Origin of the sequence: Sphaerisporangium fuscum (genome assembly GCF_018531465.1) — a bacterium.
Taxonomy (GTDB): Bacteria; Actinomycetota; Actinomycetes; order Streptosporangiales; family Streptosporangiaceae; genus Sphaerisporangium; species Sphaerisporangium fuscum.
In genome coordinates this window covers 147,485-167,101 of the sequence record NZ_JAHDTF010000015.1, presented here as the reverse complement: position 1 = coordinate 167,101, position 19,617 = coordinate 147,485, and the positions used below count along the sequence as shown (strand labels likewise).

Sequence of the window (19,617 nt, the reverse complement as noted above, 5' to 3'; positions counted from 1 at the left end):
TTCAAATGTTCAAGCGTCAGGCCGTGCCTCAGGCAGAACGGCCGGGTCGTGAGGGGCTACTTGCGGGACAGCCTCCGGGCCACGAGATCCCCGAGGCTCTGGACGAGCTGCACGACCACGACGAGCAGCACCACGGTGACGATCATCACGGCCGTGTCGAAGCGCTGGTAGCCGTACCTGATGGCGAGGTCGCCGAGACCGCCGCCCCCGATCGCCCCGGCCATGGCCGAGTAGCCGATCAGCGCGACGACCGTCACCGTCAGCCCGGCCACGAGCCCCGGCAGCGCCTCGGGCAGCAGCACCCTGGCCACCACCCTCCTGCGGCTCGCCCCCATCGCCTGGGCCGCCTCGACCACCTCGCGCTCGACGCCGCGCAGCGCGGTCTCCACCAGCCGGGCGTAGAACGGGACGGCGCCGAGCGTCAGGGGGACGATCGCGGCGGTCGTCCCGATCGTGGTGCCGGTGACCAGGCGGGTGAACGGCAGGATCGCGACCATCAGCACGATGAACGGCAGCGAGCGGCCGACGTTCACGATCCCGCCGAGCACGGCCTTGACGGCGGGGGCGGGAACGAGACCGCCGCGGTCGGTGGCGACGAGCAGCACGCCGAGCGGCAGGCCGAGGACCAGCGTGAGCAGGGCCGACCAGAACACCATCTGCGCGGTCTCGCCGGTGGCCTGCGCCAGCGCGTCGAGCAGTTCGTCCCCGCTCATGGGGCCTCCTCCAGGATCAGGCCGTCGCGCTGCCGCAGGTAGTCGAGGGCGCCGGCGGCGTTCCTGCCTTCCAGGCGCACCCGCAGGCGTCCCGCCGGCACGCCGCCCAGGTCCTCCAGCGACCCGCCGAGGATGTTGACGTCCACGTCGAACTTGCGGACCAGGCTCGACATCACCGGCTCGTCCGCCTGCCCGGCGAAGGTGACCGTGACGCTGCCGGCGGGAGCGGGCTCGGGAAGCGGGAAGATCTCCCGGGTGAGCAGCGAGCCGGGCCTGGCGACGAGCTCGGCGAGCGTACCGGCCTCGGCGACGCGCCCGTCCCGCATGATCGCGACGGAGTCGCAGACGCTCTTGATGACGTGCATCTCGTGGGTGATGAGCAGGATCGTCAGGCCCAGCTCGGCGTTGAGCCGCTTGAGCAGGGCGAGGATCGACTGCGTCGTCGCCGGGTCGAGCGCGCTGGTCGCCTCGTCCGACAGCAGCACCTTGGGACGGGCGGCGAGGGCGCGGGCGATGCCGACGCGCTGCTTCTGGCCGCCGGACAGCTGCGCCGGGTAGGCGGAGGCCTTGCCGTCGAGACCGACCAGCTCCAGGAGCTCGGCCACACGCTTGCCGCGCTCGGCGCGCGGCACGCCGGCGACCTCGAGAGGGAAGGCGACGTTCCCGGCGACGGTGCGGGACGACAGCAGGGCGAAGTGCTGGTGGATCATGCCGATCCGCTGCCTGGCGCGCCGCAGGCCGGCGAGGTCGAGGGCGGTGAGCTCCTGCCCGGCGACGGTCACGGTGCCGCTGGTGGGTCGTTCGAGGAGGTTGACGCAGCGCAGCAGCGTGCTCTTGCCGGCGCCGCTCTGCCCGAGCACGCCGAAGATCTCGCCCTCGCGCACGTCGAGATCGACTCCGTCGAGCGCGACGACGCCGGTGCCGTAGACCTTACGCAGGCCGGAAACACGTATCACAGGTAGGTTATATCCGAAATAGAAGGCGGGTACGACACGCGACGAACGGGGTGATCAGACGCCCCGGTTCAGGAACGACGACAACACATGCCGGACGAGTCCCCGCACGAGGGCAACGGGGCGTTCAAGGGCAGGTCATGCGTCACGCTCTGGCCAACCACCACCGGTGTTCCCACAATTCCCTACCGGAGGTGTGATGCCTGCCACTCCTTCGGACGCCGTCAAACGAGGCCGGGCAGGCCCCGACCAAGCGACATTCCACAACCACACGGTTGTCAGACGCTTCGGGTTGCGGAGGTTTCCCGAAGGACGGCGCACAGTGGATGCTACTTTACTCACGGTAGTCGCGGACGGTGCCCGGCCTGGTGGCAGGCACCTCCCGCGCTCCACGCGGTCCCGGACACGATGTCCCCTCTCTTTCTCAGGAGGTCTGGTGACGCGTGCGGTGAAAACAGGGTCGGCGATGAGCGACGTCCGCTTTTCCCGGCCCGTGACGGCGCACCTGGCGGGTTTCGCCGCCCTGGTGCTCGACAGGCAGGGGTGCGTCACCCACTGGGGTGACGGGGCGGCGCGGCTGTTCGGCCGCCCACGCGAACGCGCCCTCGGCCACGAGATCTGCGCCCTGCTGTTCCGCGGCACGCGGCGCTCCACCGTGCGCCACGCCCTCGACGTCGTGATGGCCGGCGGGCGCTGGAGCGACATCCTGCCCGCCGAGTGCTCCGACGGGCAGATCCGCGACGTCGCGTTCAGCTGGGAACCGCTCGTGATGCCGGGGGTGGCGAGCTCGGTGCTGGTGACCGCTACCGACGCCGCCACGCTGTTCCAGGCGGCCGGCACCGAGGCCGACGTCTCGGCCCGGCAGCGGCTCGCCCTGCTGAACGAGGTGAGCAGCCGCATCGGCGGCACGCTCGACCCGAGTCAGGCCGCCGAGGAGTTCGTCGACATCGCCGTGCCGCGGCTGGCCGACACCGCGATGCTGTACGTCGTCGAGGGCCTCATGCGCGACGACCGCCATCCCGACCCCGCCGCCGACGGATCGATCTCGGTCCGCCGGCTCGCCTTCAAGATCGGAGCTCGGGCCACCGACGAGCGTGACTGGGCCGCCGCCTTCCCCACCCGCGAGGTCGTCACCTACGGCCCGCACCACCCCTCCGCGCGCTGCATGTCCGAGGGCTCCCCCGTCATCTTCAGCTCCGCCGAGCTGGAGTTCCGCGAGCTCGACAAGATCAGCGGCGTGCTGGGCGACCGCACGCCGAACGTCCTCGACGGCTGCTCGTTCCTCAACGCCCCGCTGACCGCCCGCGGCACCAAGCTCGGCTTCATCTCGCTCACCCGGCTCTCCGACCGCCCCTGCTTCGACGAGCACGACACCACCCTCGCCGAGGACCTCGCCACGCGGGCCGCCATGTGCATCGACAACGCCCGCCTCTACTCCCGCCAGAGCCGCACCGCGCAGGACCTCCAGCAGAACCTCGCGCCGCGCACGCTCACCGTCCCGCCCGGCCTCGAGATCGCCCACCGCTACCTTCCCACGAGCGATTCGCGGGTGGGCGGCGACTGGTACGACGTGATCTCCCTGTCCGAGACGCGCATCGCCCTGGTGATCGGCGACGCCATGGGGCACGGCGCGGCGGCGGCCGGCGGCATGTGCCATCTGCGAGCGGCCGTACGCGCCTTCGCGACCTGCGATTTCCCGCCCGACGAGGTGCTGCGCCAGCTCGACAAGATGGCCGAGGACGTCGACTCCATCCAGTGCGCCACGTGCCTGTACGCCGTCATCGACCTCGACACGCGCACCTGTTCCCTCGCGCGGGCGGGCCATCCGCCGCCCATCCTCCTGCGCCCCGACGGCACCGCGTCCGTGCTCGAACTGCCTTCCGGGCTGGCGCTCGGCCTCGGCGACCCGTCCTTCTCCGGAGCCTTCTCCACCGCCTGTGTCGACATGCCGGTGGGCAGCACCCTCGCCTTCTACACCGACGGTCTCGTCGAGAGCCGCGAGCAGGACATCGACACGGGCATCGCCGCCCTGCGCGAGTCCCTCAGCTCCTCCCGCGACACACTCCAGTCCACCTGCGACAGCATCATCGACGCCCTCCCCCGGCAGTACGACGACGTCGCCCTCCTGCTCACCCGCACCACTCCCTGATCCCCCTGGTGGCGGGACGGAAATGTCGGTGCGGGTGGCTAGCCTGCGGCTGTGACGACCCCTGATGTTCCCCTCCCCGTCCCCCGCCCGTTCACGGCGCGCACGGTCCGCCGCCCGGCCTCGGCCGAGCCCGCCACCCCCGACAGCCGGTCACCCCGCTTCCGCGCCGCCCCGGGCGACGTCGTCGTGGGCGTCCGGCTCGAGGGCGGTGCGTGATGGTCACGCTCGACGACGTGCGCCAGGTCGCCCTCTCGCTTCCCCGCACCGAAGAGAAGCTGATCCGCGACCGGGTCAAGTTCCGCGTGGGGCGCATCGTCTACGCCGCGATATCCCCCGACGAGACGCTGATGGGGTTCGGCTTTCCCAAGGAGGAGCGCGCGGCGCTCGTCGCCTCGGAGCCCGACAAGTTCCTCATGCCGATCCCGTCCGACGAGCGCTACAACTGGGTCCGCGTCAGGCTCGCCGCCATCGACCAGGCCGAGATGCGCGAGCTGGTCACCGACGCGTGGCGCATGTGCGTCCCCAAACGCGTCGCCGCCGCCTACGACCGGGGTGAGGCCGCGAGGTAGCCCGGTCGCCGTTCCCGGCACGCCAGGCGGCCGGGGACGCGGGCGACCGAGCCGGAGCGACCGTTCCCGGCGCATCGAGCGGGCAGGTCCCCGAGGCCGGAGCGGGAGGAATCAAGGTGTGGGTGGCGGTGCGGAGCTGCTTCGATGGTGGGCATGGAAACATCTCGCCTTCTGAGCCGTCTCGAGGACGATTTCGCCCTGCTCCGGGCCGCCGTGGCCGAGGCCGATCCCGCGGCGCGGGTGCCCTCGTGCCCGGATTGGACGGCGGCCGACCTGGCCGACCACGTCGCCAAGGTCTACCTCCACAAGACCGAGTGCATCCGGCTCGGCGCGTTCCCCGAGGAGTATCCGCCGGGCGTGCTCGACGCCGATCCGCTGGTCTCCCTCGACCGGTGCCACGCCGCGCTGACCGGGCAGTTCGCCGCCCACTCCCCCGCCGACCACGCCGCCACCTGGCACGAGCCCGACCAGACCGTCGGCTTCTGGATCCGCCGCATGGCGCAGGAGACCGTGATCCACCGCGTCGACGCCGAGCTCGTCGCCGGGCGTCCGGTCTCACCCATCCCGGCCGATCTCGCGATCGACGGCATCGACGAGGTCCTCAAGCTGTTCCTCGGCTACGGCAGCGCTCACTGGAAGGACGACATGGGCACGCTGCTCGACAAGCCCGACGAGCGTCCCCTCTCGGTCTTCACCGGGCACCACGCCTGGAGGGTCGTGGCCACCCCCGCCGGGGTCGAGGTGAGCGACGCCGCCTCCGGATTCGACGCCGACGCCCTGATCAGCGGGGAGCCCGGCCCGCTGCTGCTGTGGCTGTGGAACCGCGCCGACGACGACGCCGTCCGTCTCGACGGCGACCGCGCCCTGCTCGAGCAGTTCCACGCCCTGCGGACCGCCGTCACCCAGTGACCGAGGGCGGCCGTCAGCGGTCGCCGGCCCGCTCGGGCTCGCCCAGGGACTCCAGGAGCGCGCCGAGCTCGGGGTGGGCCCGGGCGACGTTCACGCTGATGATCTCGTAGGCCGCCACGTCCGCCAGCACGAAGGGGTCCTCGGCGGCGACCTTCTCGACGAGCTCGCGCGGGCCCGCCGCCAGGATCACCCCGCCGATCTCCTCCGGTTCGGTCTGCCCGGAAGCCAGGAAGACGCCGTAGGAATGCCATCGGTCGAGATAGTCGACGTGGCCGGGGACGACGGGGGCGACCCGGTCCATCGGGGCGGTGTAACGCACGACAAGAACATGAAGCACGGCACCATTCTGGCCAACTCCACCGCCCCCGCGGTTTTGTCGGTGGGCGGGTTCACACTCGTCGGTGTGACCACCTCGTGACAAGGAGGTACCCGATGACGCGACGGCGGTCGACCCGGCGCCGAGGGCGCCGCTCCGGTGGCGACGGCGTCTTTCCACTGATCGTCGGCCTGGTCGTGGCGGTTCCGCTGGCGAACGCGGCGGTGGGGTTCGTGCGCACGTCCTGGCCATGGCTCCTGGCCGCGACGCTCGCCGCGGCCGCCGTGGTGATCGGCGTGGCCCTGCTGGCGGCCCGGCGGGCGCGGCGGCAGCGCGACCACTTCCTGCGGGCCAACGCCCGGCTGGAGGCGATCGACGAGATGACCGGCGAGCGGTTCGAGCACCTGGTCGCCGAGTTGCTGCGGCGCGACGGGTTCCGCAAGGTCTCGGTGATCGGGAAGGCGGGCGACGGCGGGGTCGACGTCGTCGCCACCGCCCCTGACGGCGGCCGGTTCGCCGTGCAGTGCAAACGCTGGTCGAACAACCTCGGCTCGCCGCACGTGCGCAACTTCCTCGGCGCGCTCGCTCACGCCTACGCCGGTCACACCGGCGTCCTGGTGACCTCCAGCGGGTTCACCCCGCCCGCCCTGAGGGAGGGCCGGGCCGCCGGGCTGTCGATGATCGACCGCGGCGGCCTGGCCGAGTGGGCGCTCGGCACGCCCCTGCCGGCGCTCCTGGCCCGCCCCCGCTCAGCCGTCAAGGCGGGAACGGGCGGTCACGGGCAGTAGCTCCGCGAGTGGGCCGGCGGCCCCGAGTGGACGGCGGCGGGTTCACCGTCCGCGGGCCGGCCCGCGGACGGGTTCACAGGCCGTAGGTCGTCCACAGGTTGGTCGTGGGCCAGGTCTTGACCGCGTCGGCCGCCCTGTGCAGGGCGGGGTCGATGTCGCTGTAGTTCAGCTTGGAGGCGTCGTCGCGCTGGTCGAACAGCACCACCCAGCTCAGTCCGTCGAACCGTCGCACCATAAGGGTCGAGGTGCCGGGCAGCGAACCGTCGTGCCAGGTGTTCCTGCCCCCGGTGACCGGGCGCACCATCCAGCCGAGGCCGTAGTACCACCCGTCGGCGTTGACGCCGATGGACGGCTTGGCGAACATCTTGGAGATCGACGTCGAGGTCAGCACCCCGGCGGCGTCGAAGATCGTGGTGAACTTCGCCATGTCGACGGCCGACGACAGCCACCCGCCGTGCGCCGCCATGTTCTCGATGTTGAAGGCCCCGTACGGCGCGGGCACCACGGTGCCGGAGGTGTCGAGCACGGTGGTGCCGGTGTTCTGCGAGAAGTACGGCACCTCGGTGGCCCGGCGCAGGCTCTTGGCCGACCGGCCGAGCACCATCCGCTTGATCTTCACCGGCGCGAGCACCTTCTGCTGCACGTAGGCGCTGTACGACATGCCGCTGACCTTTTCGATGATCTTGCCGAGCAGCATGTAGCCGTAGTTGGAGTAGGCGTACTTCGAGCCGGGGGCGGAGTCGAGCGCGCGCTTGGAGGTGTACCGCATGATGTCGGCCTGGCTCACCGGCAGCGAGACGCCGAGCGCGCCCGCCACCGCGCGGTCCTGGAACATCGGGTCCGCCGACACGTCGCGGTCCCAGCCGCCGAGGTGCTGCAGCAGGTGAAGCACGGTGACGTTCGCCAGGCGCGGGTCACCGGCGGTGCTCAGGCCGAGCAGCGGGGCGACCTTGGCCGACAGGCTGAGCTTGCCGTCCTGCACCAGCTTCATCACGGCGGTCGCGGTGACCGGCTTGCTCACGCTGGCCACGCGGAACAGCGAGGTGGGGCCGGCCTGGAACGAGGTGTCCGCGGTCCAGTTGTAGCCGCGGGCCAGCACAAGCTTGCCCTTGCGCACCACGGCCAGGGAGGCGTGCGAAATGGAGCGCGCCTGCATGAAGGTCTTGAGGGTGGTGTCGAACGACGAGAGGCCGGCGCCGCTCGCGCCCGTGACCTTCCACACGCGGCCGGCGGCGAGCGCCGGGACGGCCTGCGTGCCTGCCGCGCCGACGGCGGCCGCACCGGCCAGCAGCCGGAGCGTGTCCCTCCGAGTGAGCATCTCTATCCCCGATCATGCAGGAGCCATGACAGGGGTGGGAGTTTACGGGAAGTCGACCTTGCCGTGCGGAAGAAACTACCCAGAACGGATCTATCCGGCAGAAAGCCGAACCTATCGCCACCCGCACAAATTGGCGAGATACGTGTTCGAAAGGCCTGGAAAACCGCCATCGGGCGCGGCATACTGGCCTGACTGTAAGCCGTCAAGTGGGGAACGCATCGCAGACGAAGGAGCAGCGATGGACCCCGCCCTGGCCGGCCTCGCCGCCGCAGCCGGCACCGCGCTCGTGCAGGCCATGGCGAGAGACAGCTGGGAGACGGCCAAGGCGAAACTCTCCGCCATCTTCAACCGGCATCGCCGCGACGACGAGAGCCTGCTCATCGAGGAGCTCGACGCCGCCGACGAACGGCTACGGTCGCCCGAGGAGCCCTCCGGAAACGTGCCGGCGGACGAGCTGCGGCGCTGGGCGGGCCTGCTGGCCGATTTCCTGGCCGAGCACCGCGAAGCCGCCCCGGAGCTGCGGGAATTCGTCCGCGAGGTGCGGCAGCTCGCCGCCCGCGACTCCTTCAGCGTCGTCCAGGAGATCACCGCCGGACGGGACGCGTACGCCGCCGGGCGGGACCAGCACGTGTTTCAGAACGTGGACCGGTGCGGGTTCTCCGGCGACGACGAGGAGACGTGGCGGGTGGACGACCTGCCGCGCCGGCACGTGTACGAAGGCATGCCGCCGCGCGTGTACGAATCCCCCGCTGAATCTCCCGGCGTGGACGTGCACGAATCACCACGCATCGAGCCACGCGGCACGGACGACGATGGACCCTGACCAGCCCTGGGTGCAGCACGTGGCGGCCCGCCGGGACGCGTACGTGGCCGGGCGCGACCTGCACGTCAACGTCACCTGGCCGGCCCGCCCGGACGACGGCCAGGCCTACCGGCGCGAGCGGTCGGTGTTCCTCCAGTACATCAACCCGGAGATCCTGGCGTGCTACGGCAAGGACGTCACCAGGGACGACGCCGGGCGGATACTGGAGCAGGCGCTCCAGGCGACCCGCCTGGCCGTTCTGGTGACCGACGCCTATCTGATCTTCCCGTCGTCGTACATCTTCGAGCTGCCGTGGTTCGACGTGTTCCTCGGCCGCATCGAGCCGCTGGTCCACGAGGGCCTGGTGCGCCACACCTCGCCCACGCCGGAGCTGACCGCCTACCGCGACATCAAGGCCTCGGAGTACCGCAGGGACGAGCGGAACCCCTACTCTGCGCCCTCACCTCGGCAGGTGCTGCCCGACCTCGCCTGGCATCCCCGTTCCGGCAGGCCGACCGCCGCCGGCATCGCCGAGCTGTGGCGCGAGGCGCTCGTCCCGGACGGCGGGCTGTCGGGGGTGGTGCACGCGGTCGTGCGGGCGACGCGGCGGCCGTACCGGCGGGTGGAGGGCGTGCTGGCGAAGTCGCCGGAACGGCTGGAGGGGCAGGCGTTCGTCAAGAGGTTCGTGGAGCGGACGCTGCCCGGGCCGCTGCCGGGCGACGCGGGCAGTCTCCTCGGGCTGTTCCTGTCGGCCGCCTACCTGCGCTGCTACGTGCGCGAGCTGGACACCACGATTCTCACCGACCTTCCGATCGGGCCGCTCTCCTGCACTCTGGACGGCTCGGCGGAGGACATGAAAGGGCGGGTCCTGTCCTCCCGCCGCCTCGATCTCGCGCTGAGATGGCTGCGGATCGACCATTTCGTCCGTTGTGGGGCCAGTTGGAAGGAGCTCATTCTTCTGAGATCCAGCCCTGAGTTCGGCATGATTACGTCGATGCTGTTCGGGAACGGCTCGGCGGACGCCTTCCGGCTCGCGATCATCGGCGCCAGTAGGTCGCGGCACTTCGACACGGCCGTCACCTGTGGGGATGCGTTGTCCAACCTGGCGGTCGTGGCGGACCACCTGACGCCGATGCTCGGCTGACCGTTCCCGTCATCCCGCGCGGGGATTCCTCGCGGGCGGAACGGACGTGGCGAGGGAACACCAATGAAGGTCTCGGTGTACTGCTCTGGTTCGATCGCCAAGGGCGTTTCCGACGTCAGGAAGCTCACCTGGTCGGACACGGAGCGGATGGAGGTCGCGAAGGGAGCCGAGCCGCATGACGTCGTATTCCTGAATCCCGACGACCCCATCACCGACCCGCGGAACACGCTCGGCCAGTTCGGGCGCGACATGTACCAGGTGATGGTGGCCACGGCCGTCGTCGTGGACGCGCGCGAGAAGCGAGGCCTCGGCATCGGGGTCGAGATGGCGGCCGCGGGGACGTTCGGCACGCCGGTCATCGTGGTGGCGCCGCCGAACTCCAAGTACCGGGCCGACCTGCTCGAATATCGCGGGGTCACCGTGCACGACTACGTCCATCCGCACGTCGCGGCGCTGTCGGCGGCCATCGTCGACGACTTCCTGGCCGCGGGCGAGGCACTCGCGGAGCTCGTGACGGCCGGGACCCTGCCGGAGAAGACCGATGTGCCCGGGTGGCTCGAAAGGGCGATCGGCGAATACCGCGACAACGTGCTCGCGGGAGACGTCCCGATGCTGGAGGCGCTGCGCCGGCTCGATCGGATACCCGGGTGATGCCCCTGCCCGTCTGACGGCACAGATTAGGAGGACCAGGTGATCCTCGATGCGGAAGACAGCACCGCGGAACTGATGGCGCGGACCGGAACCTCCCGCTTGTACCTGGTGCGCAATCCCGTCCTCGAACGCCTGCTTTTCGACCGTAACCTCATCGGAGCGGATTTCCGCCGCGCCTGCCTGGAGTCGAGCCGCCGTTTCGTCGCCCATCTGGCCGACGAGTACGCCCCGGGCGAGAGCGCCGAGCTGACCATTCTGAGCAAGGGGCTGGTGTACCAGCTCGGCGAGGCCGTCCTGCGCGGCGGCGGCGGCAACCTGCCGGTGAACCTCGTCGCGACCTCCCGGGTGGCGGTGGCCGCGGAGTCGGCGCGGGTCGCCGTCTCGTACGCGCAACTGGAGGCGCCGGCGCGGACGTTGCTGGTGGGGGACACCGTGGCGTCGGGGGCGACGATCGTCGCGGCCCTCGGCCGCTACCTGGAGGACCACACCCTGCGGCGGCTGTACGTCCTGTCGTTCGCCGGCACGCTCGGCGGGGCGCGGCGGATCGCCGCCTTCTGCCGGGCCAGGGGGATCGAGGCGACGTTCCTGTACGGCCTGGCGGCCTTCGGGCTCGGCGCGAACGGATTCGACCTCTCCTTCCTGCACCCCGAGACGGTGACCAGGCGCGAATACGTGGAAAGGGCGGCCAGGCAGTTCTCGGGGAAGCCGGTCTCGGCGGTGGGCTGGGACTTCGGTTCCCAGGTAGTCGCGCCGAGGAAGTACCGCCGGCTCTGCTGGGTGGAGGCCGAGGTGTGGGGCCTGCACGACAGCGAGTGCCTTGCGGTGGCGGAGAAGCCCGAGAGCTGGGACGAGCTGGCCCACGAACGCGCCGCGTACGTCCACGCCCTCGGGCCGCGGTGGAACCACCTTCTCCCTCCGCCCGTTGAGGGCGTTGCGAGACGCTGATCCGCCAAGGAGAATCAGATTCGGAACAAGGAGGTCGGCCATGCCTGAGACGGAGCGGTTCACCGACGAGGAGTACGCCTTCCTCCGTTTCGCGAGGTTCGGCCAGCTGCCGCCTCGCGTCCTCCCCAGCGAAATGGTCGAGGAGGTCAAGAGCGACGGCCCGCAGCACGAGATCGTCCCCGACCCGCCCTTCCGCTGGGGCGTCTACGTCGGCCAGGCCTACTGATCGGCGGCGGGGGTGCTCAGGAACTCCCGCAACGCCCGGTAGTACGGCATGACCGTGGTCAGGTCGGCGTACTCGTCGGGCCCGTGCTGGCCGTCCCCGCCGATGCCGAAGATCACGGCGTCGATGCCTCGCTGGTGGTAGAACCGGCTGTCGGCGGCGCCGTGCTTGCGCAGGAACTCGGCGCGGTACCCCTGCCCGCGGGCGGCCCGCCGCAGCGCCCGCACCTCCGGGCGGTCCCGGTCGGCGTGGTGGGGCGGGTCGGCGTGCCCGACGTACGGCGTGACGCCGGGTTCGCAGAAGGTCGCCAGGTATGACGCGATCTCCTGGGCGCTCCTGCCGTCGAGGTCGGGGTCTCCGGGGACGAAGCGCATGTCCAGCCAGGCCTCGGCGTCGGCGGGGACGAGGTTGCGGGCCGTGTTGGAGGTCTCGATCCGCGCGAGGTTGACGGTGGTGGCCCAGACCTCCTCGTCGGGCACGGGGTAGCGGGCCAGCAGCTTGTCGAGGCTGCGCTGCAGCTTGATCAGGGCGTTGTCCCCGAGCCACTGGTAGGCGCTGTGGGCGGCGTGGCCGGTGGCCTTGAGGGTGACGGTGACCATGCCCTTGGAGTCGGTGACGATGCGCAGCCCGCTGTGCTCGCCGATGACGACGAAATCACCGGTGACCCCCTGCTCCAGCTGGTGCAGGGTGCCGTCGCGCCCGCCGGTCTCCTCGTCGGTGACCAGTTGCAGCGCGACGGGGTAGGGCAGGCCGGCGGCCAGTTCCGCGAAGACCCGCGCCAGCACCATGGCGGAGATCTTCATGTCCTGCGCGCCCCGGGCGTACAGCCGGTCGCCCTCGCGACGCGGGCGGAACTGGTGGGGCGGGGCCGGCACGACGTCGAGGTGGGCGTTGAGGATCACGGGGAACCGGGGCCGCGCCGCCCCGTGGTAGAGCAGCGCGCTCGGCTTGCCGTTCGACTCGAACCGCTCGACGGTGGCTCCCCGGCCGGCGACGTCCACGACGAGGTCGAGCGCCCGGCGCAGCTCGCGCGGGCGGTCCGCCGTGGAGGGCACGGCGAGCAGCTCCTCGACGGCGGCGAGGAGGTCCTCGGGTATCGGCTCCCGCTCGGCGGACGGCCGTACCCCGGCGGCGAAGTCGTCGGGCTCCATGGCCCCATCGTCCGTCCGGATCACGACAGCGTCCGAAAACTGTGATGCAAGTCACACGATGGCCGGTTTACACCGATGTAATCGATTACCTACTCTCATGTAACCGATTACATGGGAGGAACGGGTGGCTCGTATCAAGGACGTCGCCGCGCACGCGGGTGTGTCCGTCGCCACGGTCTCCCGCGTGCTCAACGACAACCCCTCGGTGACCGAGGAGACGCGGAACCGTGTGTACGAGGCGATGGCCGCGCTGAACTACGTGCCGAACGCCGTCGCACGCTCGCTGCGCACCGAGGCGACCAGGACCCTGGGCCTGATCATCGGCGACATCCTCAACCCGTTCTTCACCGAGCTCGCCCGGGCCGTGGAGGACGAGGCACGCGAAGCGGGATACACCGTCATCATCGGCAACGCCGACGAGCGCGCCGACCAACAGGACCACTACGTGCGGACCCTGCTCGAACAGCGCGTCGACGGCCTGCTGATCTGCCCGACCGCCGAGATCACTCCGCTGATCGAGGAGGTGGCCCGGGGCAGCCGCCCGCTGGTGTTCCTCGACCGGACGCTCCCCGGGCTGGAGGTACCGTCGGTCCGCGCGGACGGCGCCGAGGCGATCAGGGAACTGGTCCGCCACCTGCGGATTCTCGGCCACGAGCGGATAGCCTTCGTCTCCGGCCCCGGAACGCTGTCCACCGGCAGGGAACGCACCGAAGCCTTCCTGTCGGCGGCGGCGGAGAACGGCCTCGCGGTCCCGGAGGAGTACGTCCAGCTGGGCGACTTCCGGGCGGGCAGCGGCCAGGCGCTCACCGCCAGGCTCCTGGACCTCCCCCGCCCGCCGCAGGTCATCTTCCTGGGCGACAACCTCATGGCCCTCGGCGCGCTGGACGAGATCCGGAAGCGGGGGCTCCGGATCCCCGGCGACGTCGCCGTCGTCTCCTTCGACGACGTGCCGTGGTTCACCCACATCGACCCGCCGATCACCGCGATCAGCCAGCCGACCGCGGAGCTGGGCAGACGGGCCGTACGGGTGATCCTCGGCATGCTGCGCGGCGGGAGCGCGGAGTCGGTCGTGCTGCCGGCCGCGCTGGTGGTCCGTGGATCGTGCGGAGAAGCCGGAACACAAGCAGGAGAAACAGGAAGGTCCACGTCGTGAGCGAGACGCGGGAGATCCTCCGGGTCGAGAAGCTGGGCAAGCGGTTCCCCGGCGTCGTGGCGCTGGACGGGGTCGACTTCAGCCTCAGGGCCGGCGAGGTGCACGTCCTTCTGGGCGAGAACGGCGCGGGCAAGAGCACGCTGATCAAGATGCTCTCCGGGGCCTACCACCCCGACACCGGCCGCATCCTCGTCGACGGCGAGCCCGTCGAGATCCGTACGGCCGGGGACGCCCAGCGGCTGGGCATCGCGACCATCTACCAGGAGTTCAACCTCGTCCCGCAGCTGACCGTCGGCGAGAACCTCGCCCTCGGCCGCCCGCCGCGCCGGTTCGGCCTGGTGGACACCAAGCGGATGCACGAGCAGGCCCGCGAGCTGCTGCGACGGGTCGGCATCGACGTCGATCCGCGCACCAAGGTGGCCGACCTGGGCATCGCGCGCATGCAGATGGTCGAGATCGCCAAGGCGCTCGCCCTGGACGCCCGCGTGCTGATCATGGACGAGCCGACCGCCGTGCTCACCACCAGCGAGGTCCAGCGGCTGTTCACCATCGTCCGGCAATTGCGCGACCAGGGGGTGGCCATCGTCTTCATCACCCACCACCTGGAGGAGATCGCCCAGATCGGCGACCGGGTGACCGTCCTGCGCGACGGCCGCTCGGTGCAGGAGGTGCCGGCCACCACGCCGGAGGAGGAGCTCGTCCGCCTGATGGTCGGGCGCCCCATCGACCAGCAGTACCCACGCGAGACGTCCTCGCCGGGCGCGCCCCTGCTCAAGGTCACCGGCCTGACCCGGGCGGGCGCCTTCGCGGGCGTCTCCTTCGAGGTACGCGCCGGGGAGGTCGTCGGCCTGGCCGGGCTGGTCGGCGCGGGACGTACGGAGGTGGTCCGGGCGGTGTTCGGCGCCGACCCGTACGACTCGGGCGAGGTGCTGATGGACGGCCGCCCACTGCCCGGCGGGGACGTCAACGCCGCCATGGAGGCCGGGCTCGGCCTGGTCCCCGAGGACCGCAAGGGCCAGGGCCTGGTGCTCGGCGCCGACATCGCCGAGAACCTCGGCCTGGTCACCCTGCGCCGCGCCAGCCGGGGCGGCTTCGTCGACCGCAAGGGGCAGCGCACGGCCGCCGCCCGCGTGGCCGGCCAACTCGGGGTGCGGATGAGCGGCCTCGGCCAGGAGGTCCGCACCCTGTCCGGCGGCAACCAGCAGAAGATCGTGATCGGCAAGTGGCTGCTGGCCGACGCCAAAGTGCTCATTCTCGACGAGCCCACGCGCGGCATCGACGTCGGCGCCAAGGTCGAGATCTACCAGTTGATCAACTCGCTCACCGCCTCCGGGCACGCGGTGCTCATGATCTCCAGCGATCTCCCCGAGATCCTCGGCATGAGCGACCGCGTCCTCGTTATGGCGAGAGGCCGGCTCGTCGGCGAACTCGACGCGGCCGAAGCGACACAGGACTCGGTGATGGCGCTCGCGGTCACCGAGGTGGAGGATGCTCGTGTCCACTGACGTGCTCACCAGGCGCCCGGCCACCAGGGCCTGGCTGGGAGAGAACGGCTCGCTCGCCGCGCTCGTCGTGCTCGCCATCGCGCTCACGCTGCTGTCCGGCGACTTCCTGACCGTCACCAACCTGCTCAACGTGGGCGTCCAGGCGGCCGTCACCGCGATCCTCGCGTTCGGCTCGACGTTCGTGATCATCACGGGCGGCATCGACCTGTCCGTGGGTGCCGTCGCCGCGCTGTCGGCGATCGTGCTCGCCTGGACGGCGACCGACTCCGGCCTCCCCTGGCCGGTGGCGACGCTGATCGCGCTGGTCGTCGGCCTGGCCTGTGGCCTGGTCAACGCCGCGCTGATCGCCTACGGCAAGCTGCCGCCGTTCATCGCCACCCTCGCCATGCTCGGTGTGGCGCGCGGCCTCGCCCTGGTCGTCTCGCAGGGCAGCCCGATCGCGATGCCGGACGCGGTGTCCCACCTCGGCGACACGATCGGCGGATACCTGCCGGTGCCGGTCCTCGTCATGGCCCTCATGGGCGTGATCACCGCGGTGGTCCTCAACCGCACCTACGCCGGGCGGGCGATGTACGCGCTCGGCGGCAACGAGGAGGCCGCCCGGCTGTCCGGCATCAAGGTCAACCGGCAGAAGCTCGTCACCTACGCCCTGTCGGGGGCGTTCGCGGCGGTCGCCGGGGTCGTCCTGGCCAGCCGCCTGGCCTCCGCGCAGCCGCAGGCCGCCTCGGGATACGAGCTGGACGCCATCGCCGCCGTCGTGATCGGCGGGGCGAGCCTGTCCGGAGGGAAGGGACGGGCGTTCGGCACGCTCGTCGGCGCCCTCATCCTCGCCGTGCTGCGCAACGGCCTCAACCTGCTCTCCGTCTCCGCCTTCTGGCAGCAGGTCGTGATCGGAGTCGTGATCGCGCTGGCGGTCCTGCTCGACACGCTCCGCCGCCGTGGCTCCCGCTAGACCCATCGCAAGTCCCCGGCTAGACCAATGAGGTACACCATCATGCGAATCCCCGCCCTCGTCGCGGCAGGCGCCGCCCTCGCCCTCGGCCTGACCGCCTGCGGATCCGGCTCGTCCTCCGGCGGCTCCGGCTCCGGGTCGTCCTCCGGCGGGTCCGGGAGCGGCGTCAAGATCGGCATGTCGATCTCCACGCTGAACAACCCGTACTTCGTGCAGCTGCGCCAGGGCGCCGAGGCCGAGGCCAAGAAGCTGGGCGCCACGCTGACCGTCACCGACGCGCAGAACGACGCCTCCCAGCAGGTGAACCAGGTTCAGAACTTCACCAGCCAGAGCATGAAGGCCATCATCCTCAACCCGGTGGACTCCGACGCCGCCGCTCCGGCCGTGAAGGTCGCGGAACGCTCCAGCATCCCCGTCCTGGCCGTCGACCGGGGCGTCAACAACGCCCAGGTGGCGCAGACCGTCGCCTCCGACAACGTCGCCGGCGGCAAGCTGGCCGCCCAGGAGCTGGCCAAGCAGATCTCCGAGAAGGGCAAGGTCGTCGTCCTGCAGGGCGTGGCCGGCACCTCCGCCGCCCGCGACCGCGGCCAGGGCTTCACCGACGGCATCAAGGCGTACCCGAACATCCAGGTCGTCGCCCAGCAGCCCGCCGACTTCGACCGCACCAAGGGCCTGGACGTCATGACCAACCTGCTGCAGTCGAACCCCGACATCGTGGGCGTCTTCGCCGAGAACGACGAGATGGCGCTCGGTGCGATCAAGGCTCTCGGCGCCAAGGCCGGCAAGGAGGTCAAGGTCGTCGGCTTCGACGGCACCCCGGACGGCCTGAAGGCCATCCAGGCCGGCACGCTGGCCGCCAGCGTCGCCCAGCAGCCCGCCCTCCTCGGCCAGCAGGCCGTCCAGAACGCGGTCAAGGCCGCGGGCGGCGAGAAGCTCACCGCCAAGCTGGACGTACCGGTGAAGATCGCCACCAAGGACAACGTCTCCGAGTTCTCCGCCTCCTGATCGCATCCGGGAACGAAACGATGAACGATCTCGGCACTCGGGAGATCGAGCCGTACGACGTGGTGGTCGTGGGGTCGGTCAACGCGGACCTCGTCGTCCGCGTCGACCGGCGCCCCGGCCCGGGCGAGACCGTGCTCGGCTCCGACCTCGCCACCTATTCCGGCGGCAAGGGGGCGAACCAGGCCGTCGCGGCGGCCCGCCTCGGCGCACGGGTGTCCCTGCTGGGAAGGGTCGGCGCCGACGCGCACGGCCGGCTCCTGCGGGAGTCGCTCGACCGCGACGGGGTCGATCTGGGCCACCTGCACGAGAGTTCCACGCCGACCGGGGTCGCGCTGATCTCGGTCGGGCCGGAGGGCGACAACAGCATCATCGTCTCCCCCGGCGCGAACGCGCACCTCAGCGAGGAGGACGTCGCCGCTGCCGCCGGCCTGATCGGCTCGGCCCGGGTGGTGTCCATGCAGTTGGAGACCCCGCTCCCCACCGTGCTGGCGGCGGCGCGGGCGGCGCGCCGGGTCGTGTTCAACCTCTCGCCCCCGGCCCCGGTACCCGCCGAGCTGCTGTCCCTCTGCGATCCGCTGGTCGTCAACGAGCACGAGGCGTCGTTCATCCTCCGGACCGCCGCTCACCGGGCGGACGGAGGCGAGCACGCCCCCTCATCGACCGGTGAGACCGCCGGCTCCGCACCCGGGGCCGCTGCGGAGGTCGCCACCCCGGCCGAGCAGGCCGAGGCGCTGCTCGCCCTCGGCCCGCGATCGGTGGTGATCACCCTCGGGGCGAACGGCGCGCTCGTCGCCGGGCCCGACGGCGTCACCACCGTCCCCAGCCCCAGGGTCGAGGCCGTCGACACGACGGGAGCGGGCGACGCCTTCACCGGCGCACTCGCCTGGCGCCTCGCCCGGGGCGACACCCTCGCCGAGGCGGCGGCCTTCGCGGCGCGGGTCGGGGCGGCGACGGTACGGCGGCCGGGCGCCCAGAGTTCGTACCCGACCCTCGCGGAGGTGGAAGGCCTGTGACGCCTGTCGAAGGCGGAGAACCTGTGACCGCGCCCGCGGAGGTGGGGAACCTGTGAAGCGGTCAGGGATCCTGAACGCGGCCCTGTCCGGCGCCATCGCCCGGCTCGGGCACACCGACGAGCTGCTGATCTGCGACAGCGGGATGCCGTTGCCGCAGGGAGCCGAGGTCGTCGACCTGGCGTTCCTGCCGGGGATACCCGCGTTCGCCGACGTGCTGGAAGGCATCCTGCGGGAGATCGTCGTGGAGGGCGCCACGGCCGCCGAGGAGGTCCGCGCCGCCAACCCCTCCTGCGACGCCTTGCTGAACGCCCACCTGCCCGGGTTGGCCTACGTGCCCCACGAACAGCTCAAACGCCGAAGTCACACCAGCAAACTGATCGTCCGCACCGGCGAGGCCCACCCGTACGCCAACGTGATCCTCCGCTGCGGCGTCCCCTTCTGATCCCCGCCCGGCCCGCCGGGCACCGGCCGGCACCAAGATCAGAGGGAAGGGGCCGGGTGGAGGGTGAGGGCGCGGAGGACGCGGTCGGCGGTGTCGCCGGGCATCTCCGCGTGAGGGTAGTGGCCCGCGCCTTCGACCAGGACGACTTCGACGGGGCCGCCGAGCTTGGACGCGATGAGGTGGGCTTCGGCCGTCGCGTCGGGGAAGTCCTGGTCCTTGGTGCCCATCACGACCACGGTGGGACACGTGACCTCCGAGTACCGGGTCACGACGCCGGACAAGGAGAGCTCTATCTGCGCGCGCAGCGCCGCCGCCCGTCCGGGTTCGCGGAGGTTCGCCTTGAGCTCCTTCAGGTAGGACCCGAAGTCGTCCGGCTTGGCCGTCGGGTAGGAGGAGCGCACGAACATCGCCCACAGGAAGGCGCTGCGCCCGACCGCCCGTGACAGGGCCTTCATCCAGGCCTTGATCCGGCCCTCGCCCGAGAACGAGCCGATCAGCACCAGCTCGGTCACCTCCGCGGGCGCCTCCGCCGCCACCCATACGGCAGAGGCGCAGCCGATGGAGTGGCCGACCAGCAGGGCGGGGCCGCCGAGGTGGCGGACGAGCGCCAGCAGGTCCGCGCCGACGGAGGCCACGTCGTGGTCCGGCCACCCGGTGCTCGACTCGCCGTACCCGCGTACGTCCATCGCCGCGACCCGGAACCCGGCCCCGGCGAGGCGGCGGGCGAGGAAACGGTAGGTGGCGCGGGTGTCTCCCATGCCGTGGACGAGGACGGCGAGCGGGCCGTCGACCGGGCCGCTCGTCTCGTAGGCGATACGGCCGTCCGCCGTCTCCAGGAACAGGGTGCGCATGGGCTTCTCCTTCACCGGGCGATCCTTCCGGCAGTGATTGCGAGAGCGGTGCTCTCACAAGAGAT

The 19,617-nt window shown here is 71.2% G+C and carries 22 protein-coding genes; 16 read left to right on the top strand and 6 right to left on the bottom strand.

The window, feature by feature from the left end:
• Nucleotides 1-56: 56 nt before the first annotated feature.
• On the bottom strand, nt 57-713 hold the full coding sequence (locus KIK05_RS19855) for a methionine ABC transporter permease (protein WP_214412241.1): 657 nt from the start codon (nt 711-713) through the stop codon (nt 57-59).
• A complete protein-coding gene (locus KIK05_RS19850) occupies nt 710-1,669 on the bottom strand; it encodes a methionine ABC transporter ATP-binding protein (protein WP_214412240.1) in 960 nt (319 codons plus the stop codon). The genes KIK05_RS19855 and KIK05_RS19850 overlap by 4 nt, the downstream gene beginning before the upstream one ends.
• A 433-nt stretch (nt 1,670-2,102) precedes the next feature.
• On the opposite strand from KIK05_RS19850, the gene KIK05_RS48930 reads away from it, so the two are divergent.
• The 4 genes from KIK05_RS48930 to KIK05_RS19830 all read left to right on the top strand — a co-directional run bounded on the left by KIK05_RS48930 (nt 2,103) and on the right by KIK05_RS19830 (nt 5,293).
• On the top strand, nt 2,103-3,815 hold the full coding sequence (locus tag KIK05_RS48930) for a SpoIIE family protein phosphatase (RefSeq protein ID WP_214412239.1): 1,713 nt from the start codon (nt 2,103-2,105) through the stop codon (nt 3,813-3,815).
• Between the two features lie 51 nt (nt 3,816-3,866).
• A complete protein-coding gene (locus KIK05_RS19840) occupies nt 3,867-4,031 on the top strand; it encodes a hypothetical protein (protein WP_214412238.1) in 165 nt (54 codons plus the stop codon).
• Complete coding sequence (locus KIK05_RS19835; RefSeq protein WP_214412237.1) at nt 4,031-4,384, top strand: MmcQ/YjbR family DNA-binding protein; 354 nt, start codon at nt 4,031-4,033, stop codon at nt 4,382-4,384. The genes KIK05_RS19840 and KIK05_RS19835 overlap by 1 nt, the downstream gene beginning before the upstream one ends.
• A 153-nt stretch (nt 4,385-4,537) precedes the next feature.
• Nucleotides 4,538-5,293, top strand: coding sequence for a maleylpyruvate isomerase N-terminal domain-containing protein (locus KIK05_RS19830; RefSeq protein WP_214412236.1), 756 nt, complete (start codon nt 4,538-4,540; stop codon nt 5,291-5,293).
• Between the two features lie 13 nt (nt 5,294-5,306).
• On the opposite strand, the gene KIK05_RS19825 is transcribed toward KIK05_RS19830, so the two are convergent.
• Nucleotides 5,307-5,630, bottom strand: coding sequence for a YciI family protein (locus KIK05_RS19825; protein WP_214412235.1), 324 nt, complete (start codon nt 5,628-5,630; stop codon nt 5,307-5,309).
• Nucleotides 5,631-5,725: 95 nt separating this feature from the next.
• On the opposite strand from KIK05_RS19825, the gene KIK05_RS19820 reads away from it, so the two are divergent.
• Nucleotides 5,726-6,397 (top strand): restriction endonuclease, encoded by a 672-nt coding sequence (locus tag KIK05_RS19820; RefSeq protein WP_214412234.1) that lies wholly within the window; start codon nt 5,726-5,728, stop codon nt 6,395-6,397.
• Nucleotides 6,398-6,470: 73 nt separating this feature from the next.
• Here KIK05_RS19820 and KIK05_RS19815 read toward each other — a convergent pair whose 3' ends face one another.
• Complete coding sequence (locus tag KIK05_RS19815; protein ID WP_250563071.1) at nt 6,471-7,715, bottom strand: serine hydrolase domain-containing protein; 1,245 nt, start codon at nt 7,713-7,715, stop codon at nt 6,471-6,473.
• A gap of 238 nt (nt 7,716-7,953) precedes the next feature.
• Here KIK05_RS19815 and KIK05_RS19810 point away from each other — a divergent pair, with 238 nt between their 5' ends.
• The 5 genes from KIK05_RS19810 (at nt 7,954) to KIK05_RS19790 (ending at nt 11,483) form a co-directional block, all read left to right on the top strand.
• Entirely contained in the window at nt 7,954-8,538 is a 585-nt protein-coding gene (locus KIK05_RS19810) for a hypothetical protein (protein WP_214412233.1), read from the top strand.
• The gene (locus KIK05_RS19805) at nt 8,528-9,661 is read left to right on the top strand and encodes a hypothetical protein (protein ID WP_214412232.1); all 1,134 of its coding nucleotides are present in this window, start codon (nt 8,528-8,530) and stop codon (nt 9,659-9,661) included. Before KIK05_RS19810 ends, KIK05_RS19805 begins: the two co-directional genes overlap by 11 nt.
• A gap of 63 nt (nt 9,662-9,724) precedes the next feature.
• On the top strand, nt 9,725-10,312 hold the full coding sequence (locus tag KIK05_RS19800; RefSeq protein WP_214412231.1) for a hypothetical protein: 588 nt from the start codon (nt 9,725-9,727) through the stop codon (nt 10,310-10,312).
• Between the two features lie 39 nt (nt 10,313-10,351).
• A complete protein-coding gene (locus KIK05_RS19795; RefSeq protein ID WP_214412230.1) occupies nt 10,352-11,257 on the top strand; it encodes a hypothetical protein in 906 nt (301 codons plus the stop codon).
• A 40-nt stretch (nt 11,258-11,297) separates the two neighbouring features.
• Nucleotides 11,298-11,483, top strand: a complete 186-nt coding sequence (locus KIK05_RS19790; protein ID WP_214412229.1) for a hypothetical protein — start codon at nt 11,298-11,300, stop codon at nt 11,481-11,483.
• Here the strand turns inward: KIK05_RS19790 and KIK05_RS19785 are convergent.
• Entirely contained in the window at nt 11,477-12,631 is a 1,155-nt protein-coding gene (locus KIK05_RS19785) for a M20 family metallopeptidase (protein ID WP_214412228.1), read from the bottom strand. The genes KIK05_RS19790 and KIK05_RS19785 overlap by 7 nt on opposite strands.
• Before the next feature lie 124 nt (nt 12,632-12,755).
• Here KIK05_RS19785 and KIK05_RS19780 point away from each other — a divergent pair, with 124 nt between their 5' ends.
• From KIK05_RS19780 to rbsD, 6 genes are read left to right on the top strand one after another with little or no spacing between them, the layout of a single operon-like run.
• Nucleotides 12,756-13,784: a LacI family DNA-binding transcriptional regulator gene (locus KIK05_RS19780; RefSeq protein WP_214412227.1), complete on the top strand. Its 1,029-nt coding sequence runs from the start codon at nt 12,756-12,758 to the stop codon at nt 13,782-13,784.
• Complete coding sequence (locus KIK05_RS19775) at nt 13,781-15,289, top strand: sugar ABC transporter ATP-binding protein (RefSeq protein WP_214412226.1); 1,509 nt, start codon at nt 13,781-13,783, stop codon at nt 15,287-15,289. Before KIK05_RS19780 ends, KIK05_RS19775 begins: the two co-directional genes overlap by 4 nt.
• The gene (locus tag KIK05_RS48925; RefSeq protein WP_308250013.1) at nt 15,273-16,241 is read left to right on the top strand and encodes an ABC transporter permease; all 969 of its coding nucleotides are present in this window, start codon (nt 15,273-15,275) and stop codon (nt 16,239-16,241) included. Before KIK05_RS19775 ends, KIK05_RS48925 begins: the two co-directional genes overlap by 17 nt.
• A 42-nt stretch (nt 16,242-16,283) precedes the next feature.
• Nucleotides 16,284-17,246 carry a substrate-binding domain-containing protein gene (locus KIK05_RS48920; RefSeq protein ID WP_308250012.1) on the top strand — a complete coding sequence of 321 codons (963 nt, stop codon included), beginning with the start codon at nt 16,284-16,286 and terminating at the stop codon, nt 17,244-17,246.
• A gap of 20 nt (nt 17,247-17,266) precedes the next feature.
• Nucleotides 17,267-18,259: a ribokinase gene (locus KIK05_RS19765; RefSeq protein WP_214412225.1), complete on the top strand. Its 993-nt coding sequence runs from the start codon at nt 17,267-17,269 to the stop codon at nt 18,257-18,259.
• 52 nt (nt 18,260-18,311) lie between these two features.
• A complete protein-coding gene (rbsD, locus tag KIK05_RS19760; RefSeq protein ID WP_214412224.1) occupies nt 18,312-18,701 on the top strand; it encodes a D-ribose pyranase in 390 nt (129 codons plus the stop codon).
• 38 nt (nt 18,702-18,739) lie between these two features.
• Here rbsD and KIK05_RS19755 read toward each other — a convergent pair whose 3' ends face one another.
• Entirely contained in the window at nt 18,740-19,567 is an 828-nt protein-coding gene (locus tag KIK05_RS19755; protein ID WP_214412223.1) for an alpha/beta fold hydrolase, read from the bottom strand.
• Nucleotides 19,568-19,617: the final 50 nt, after the last annotated feature.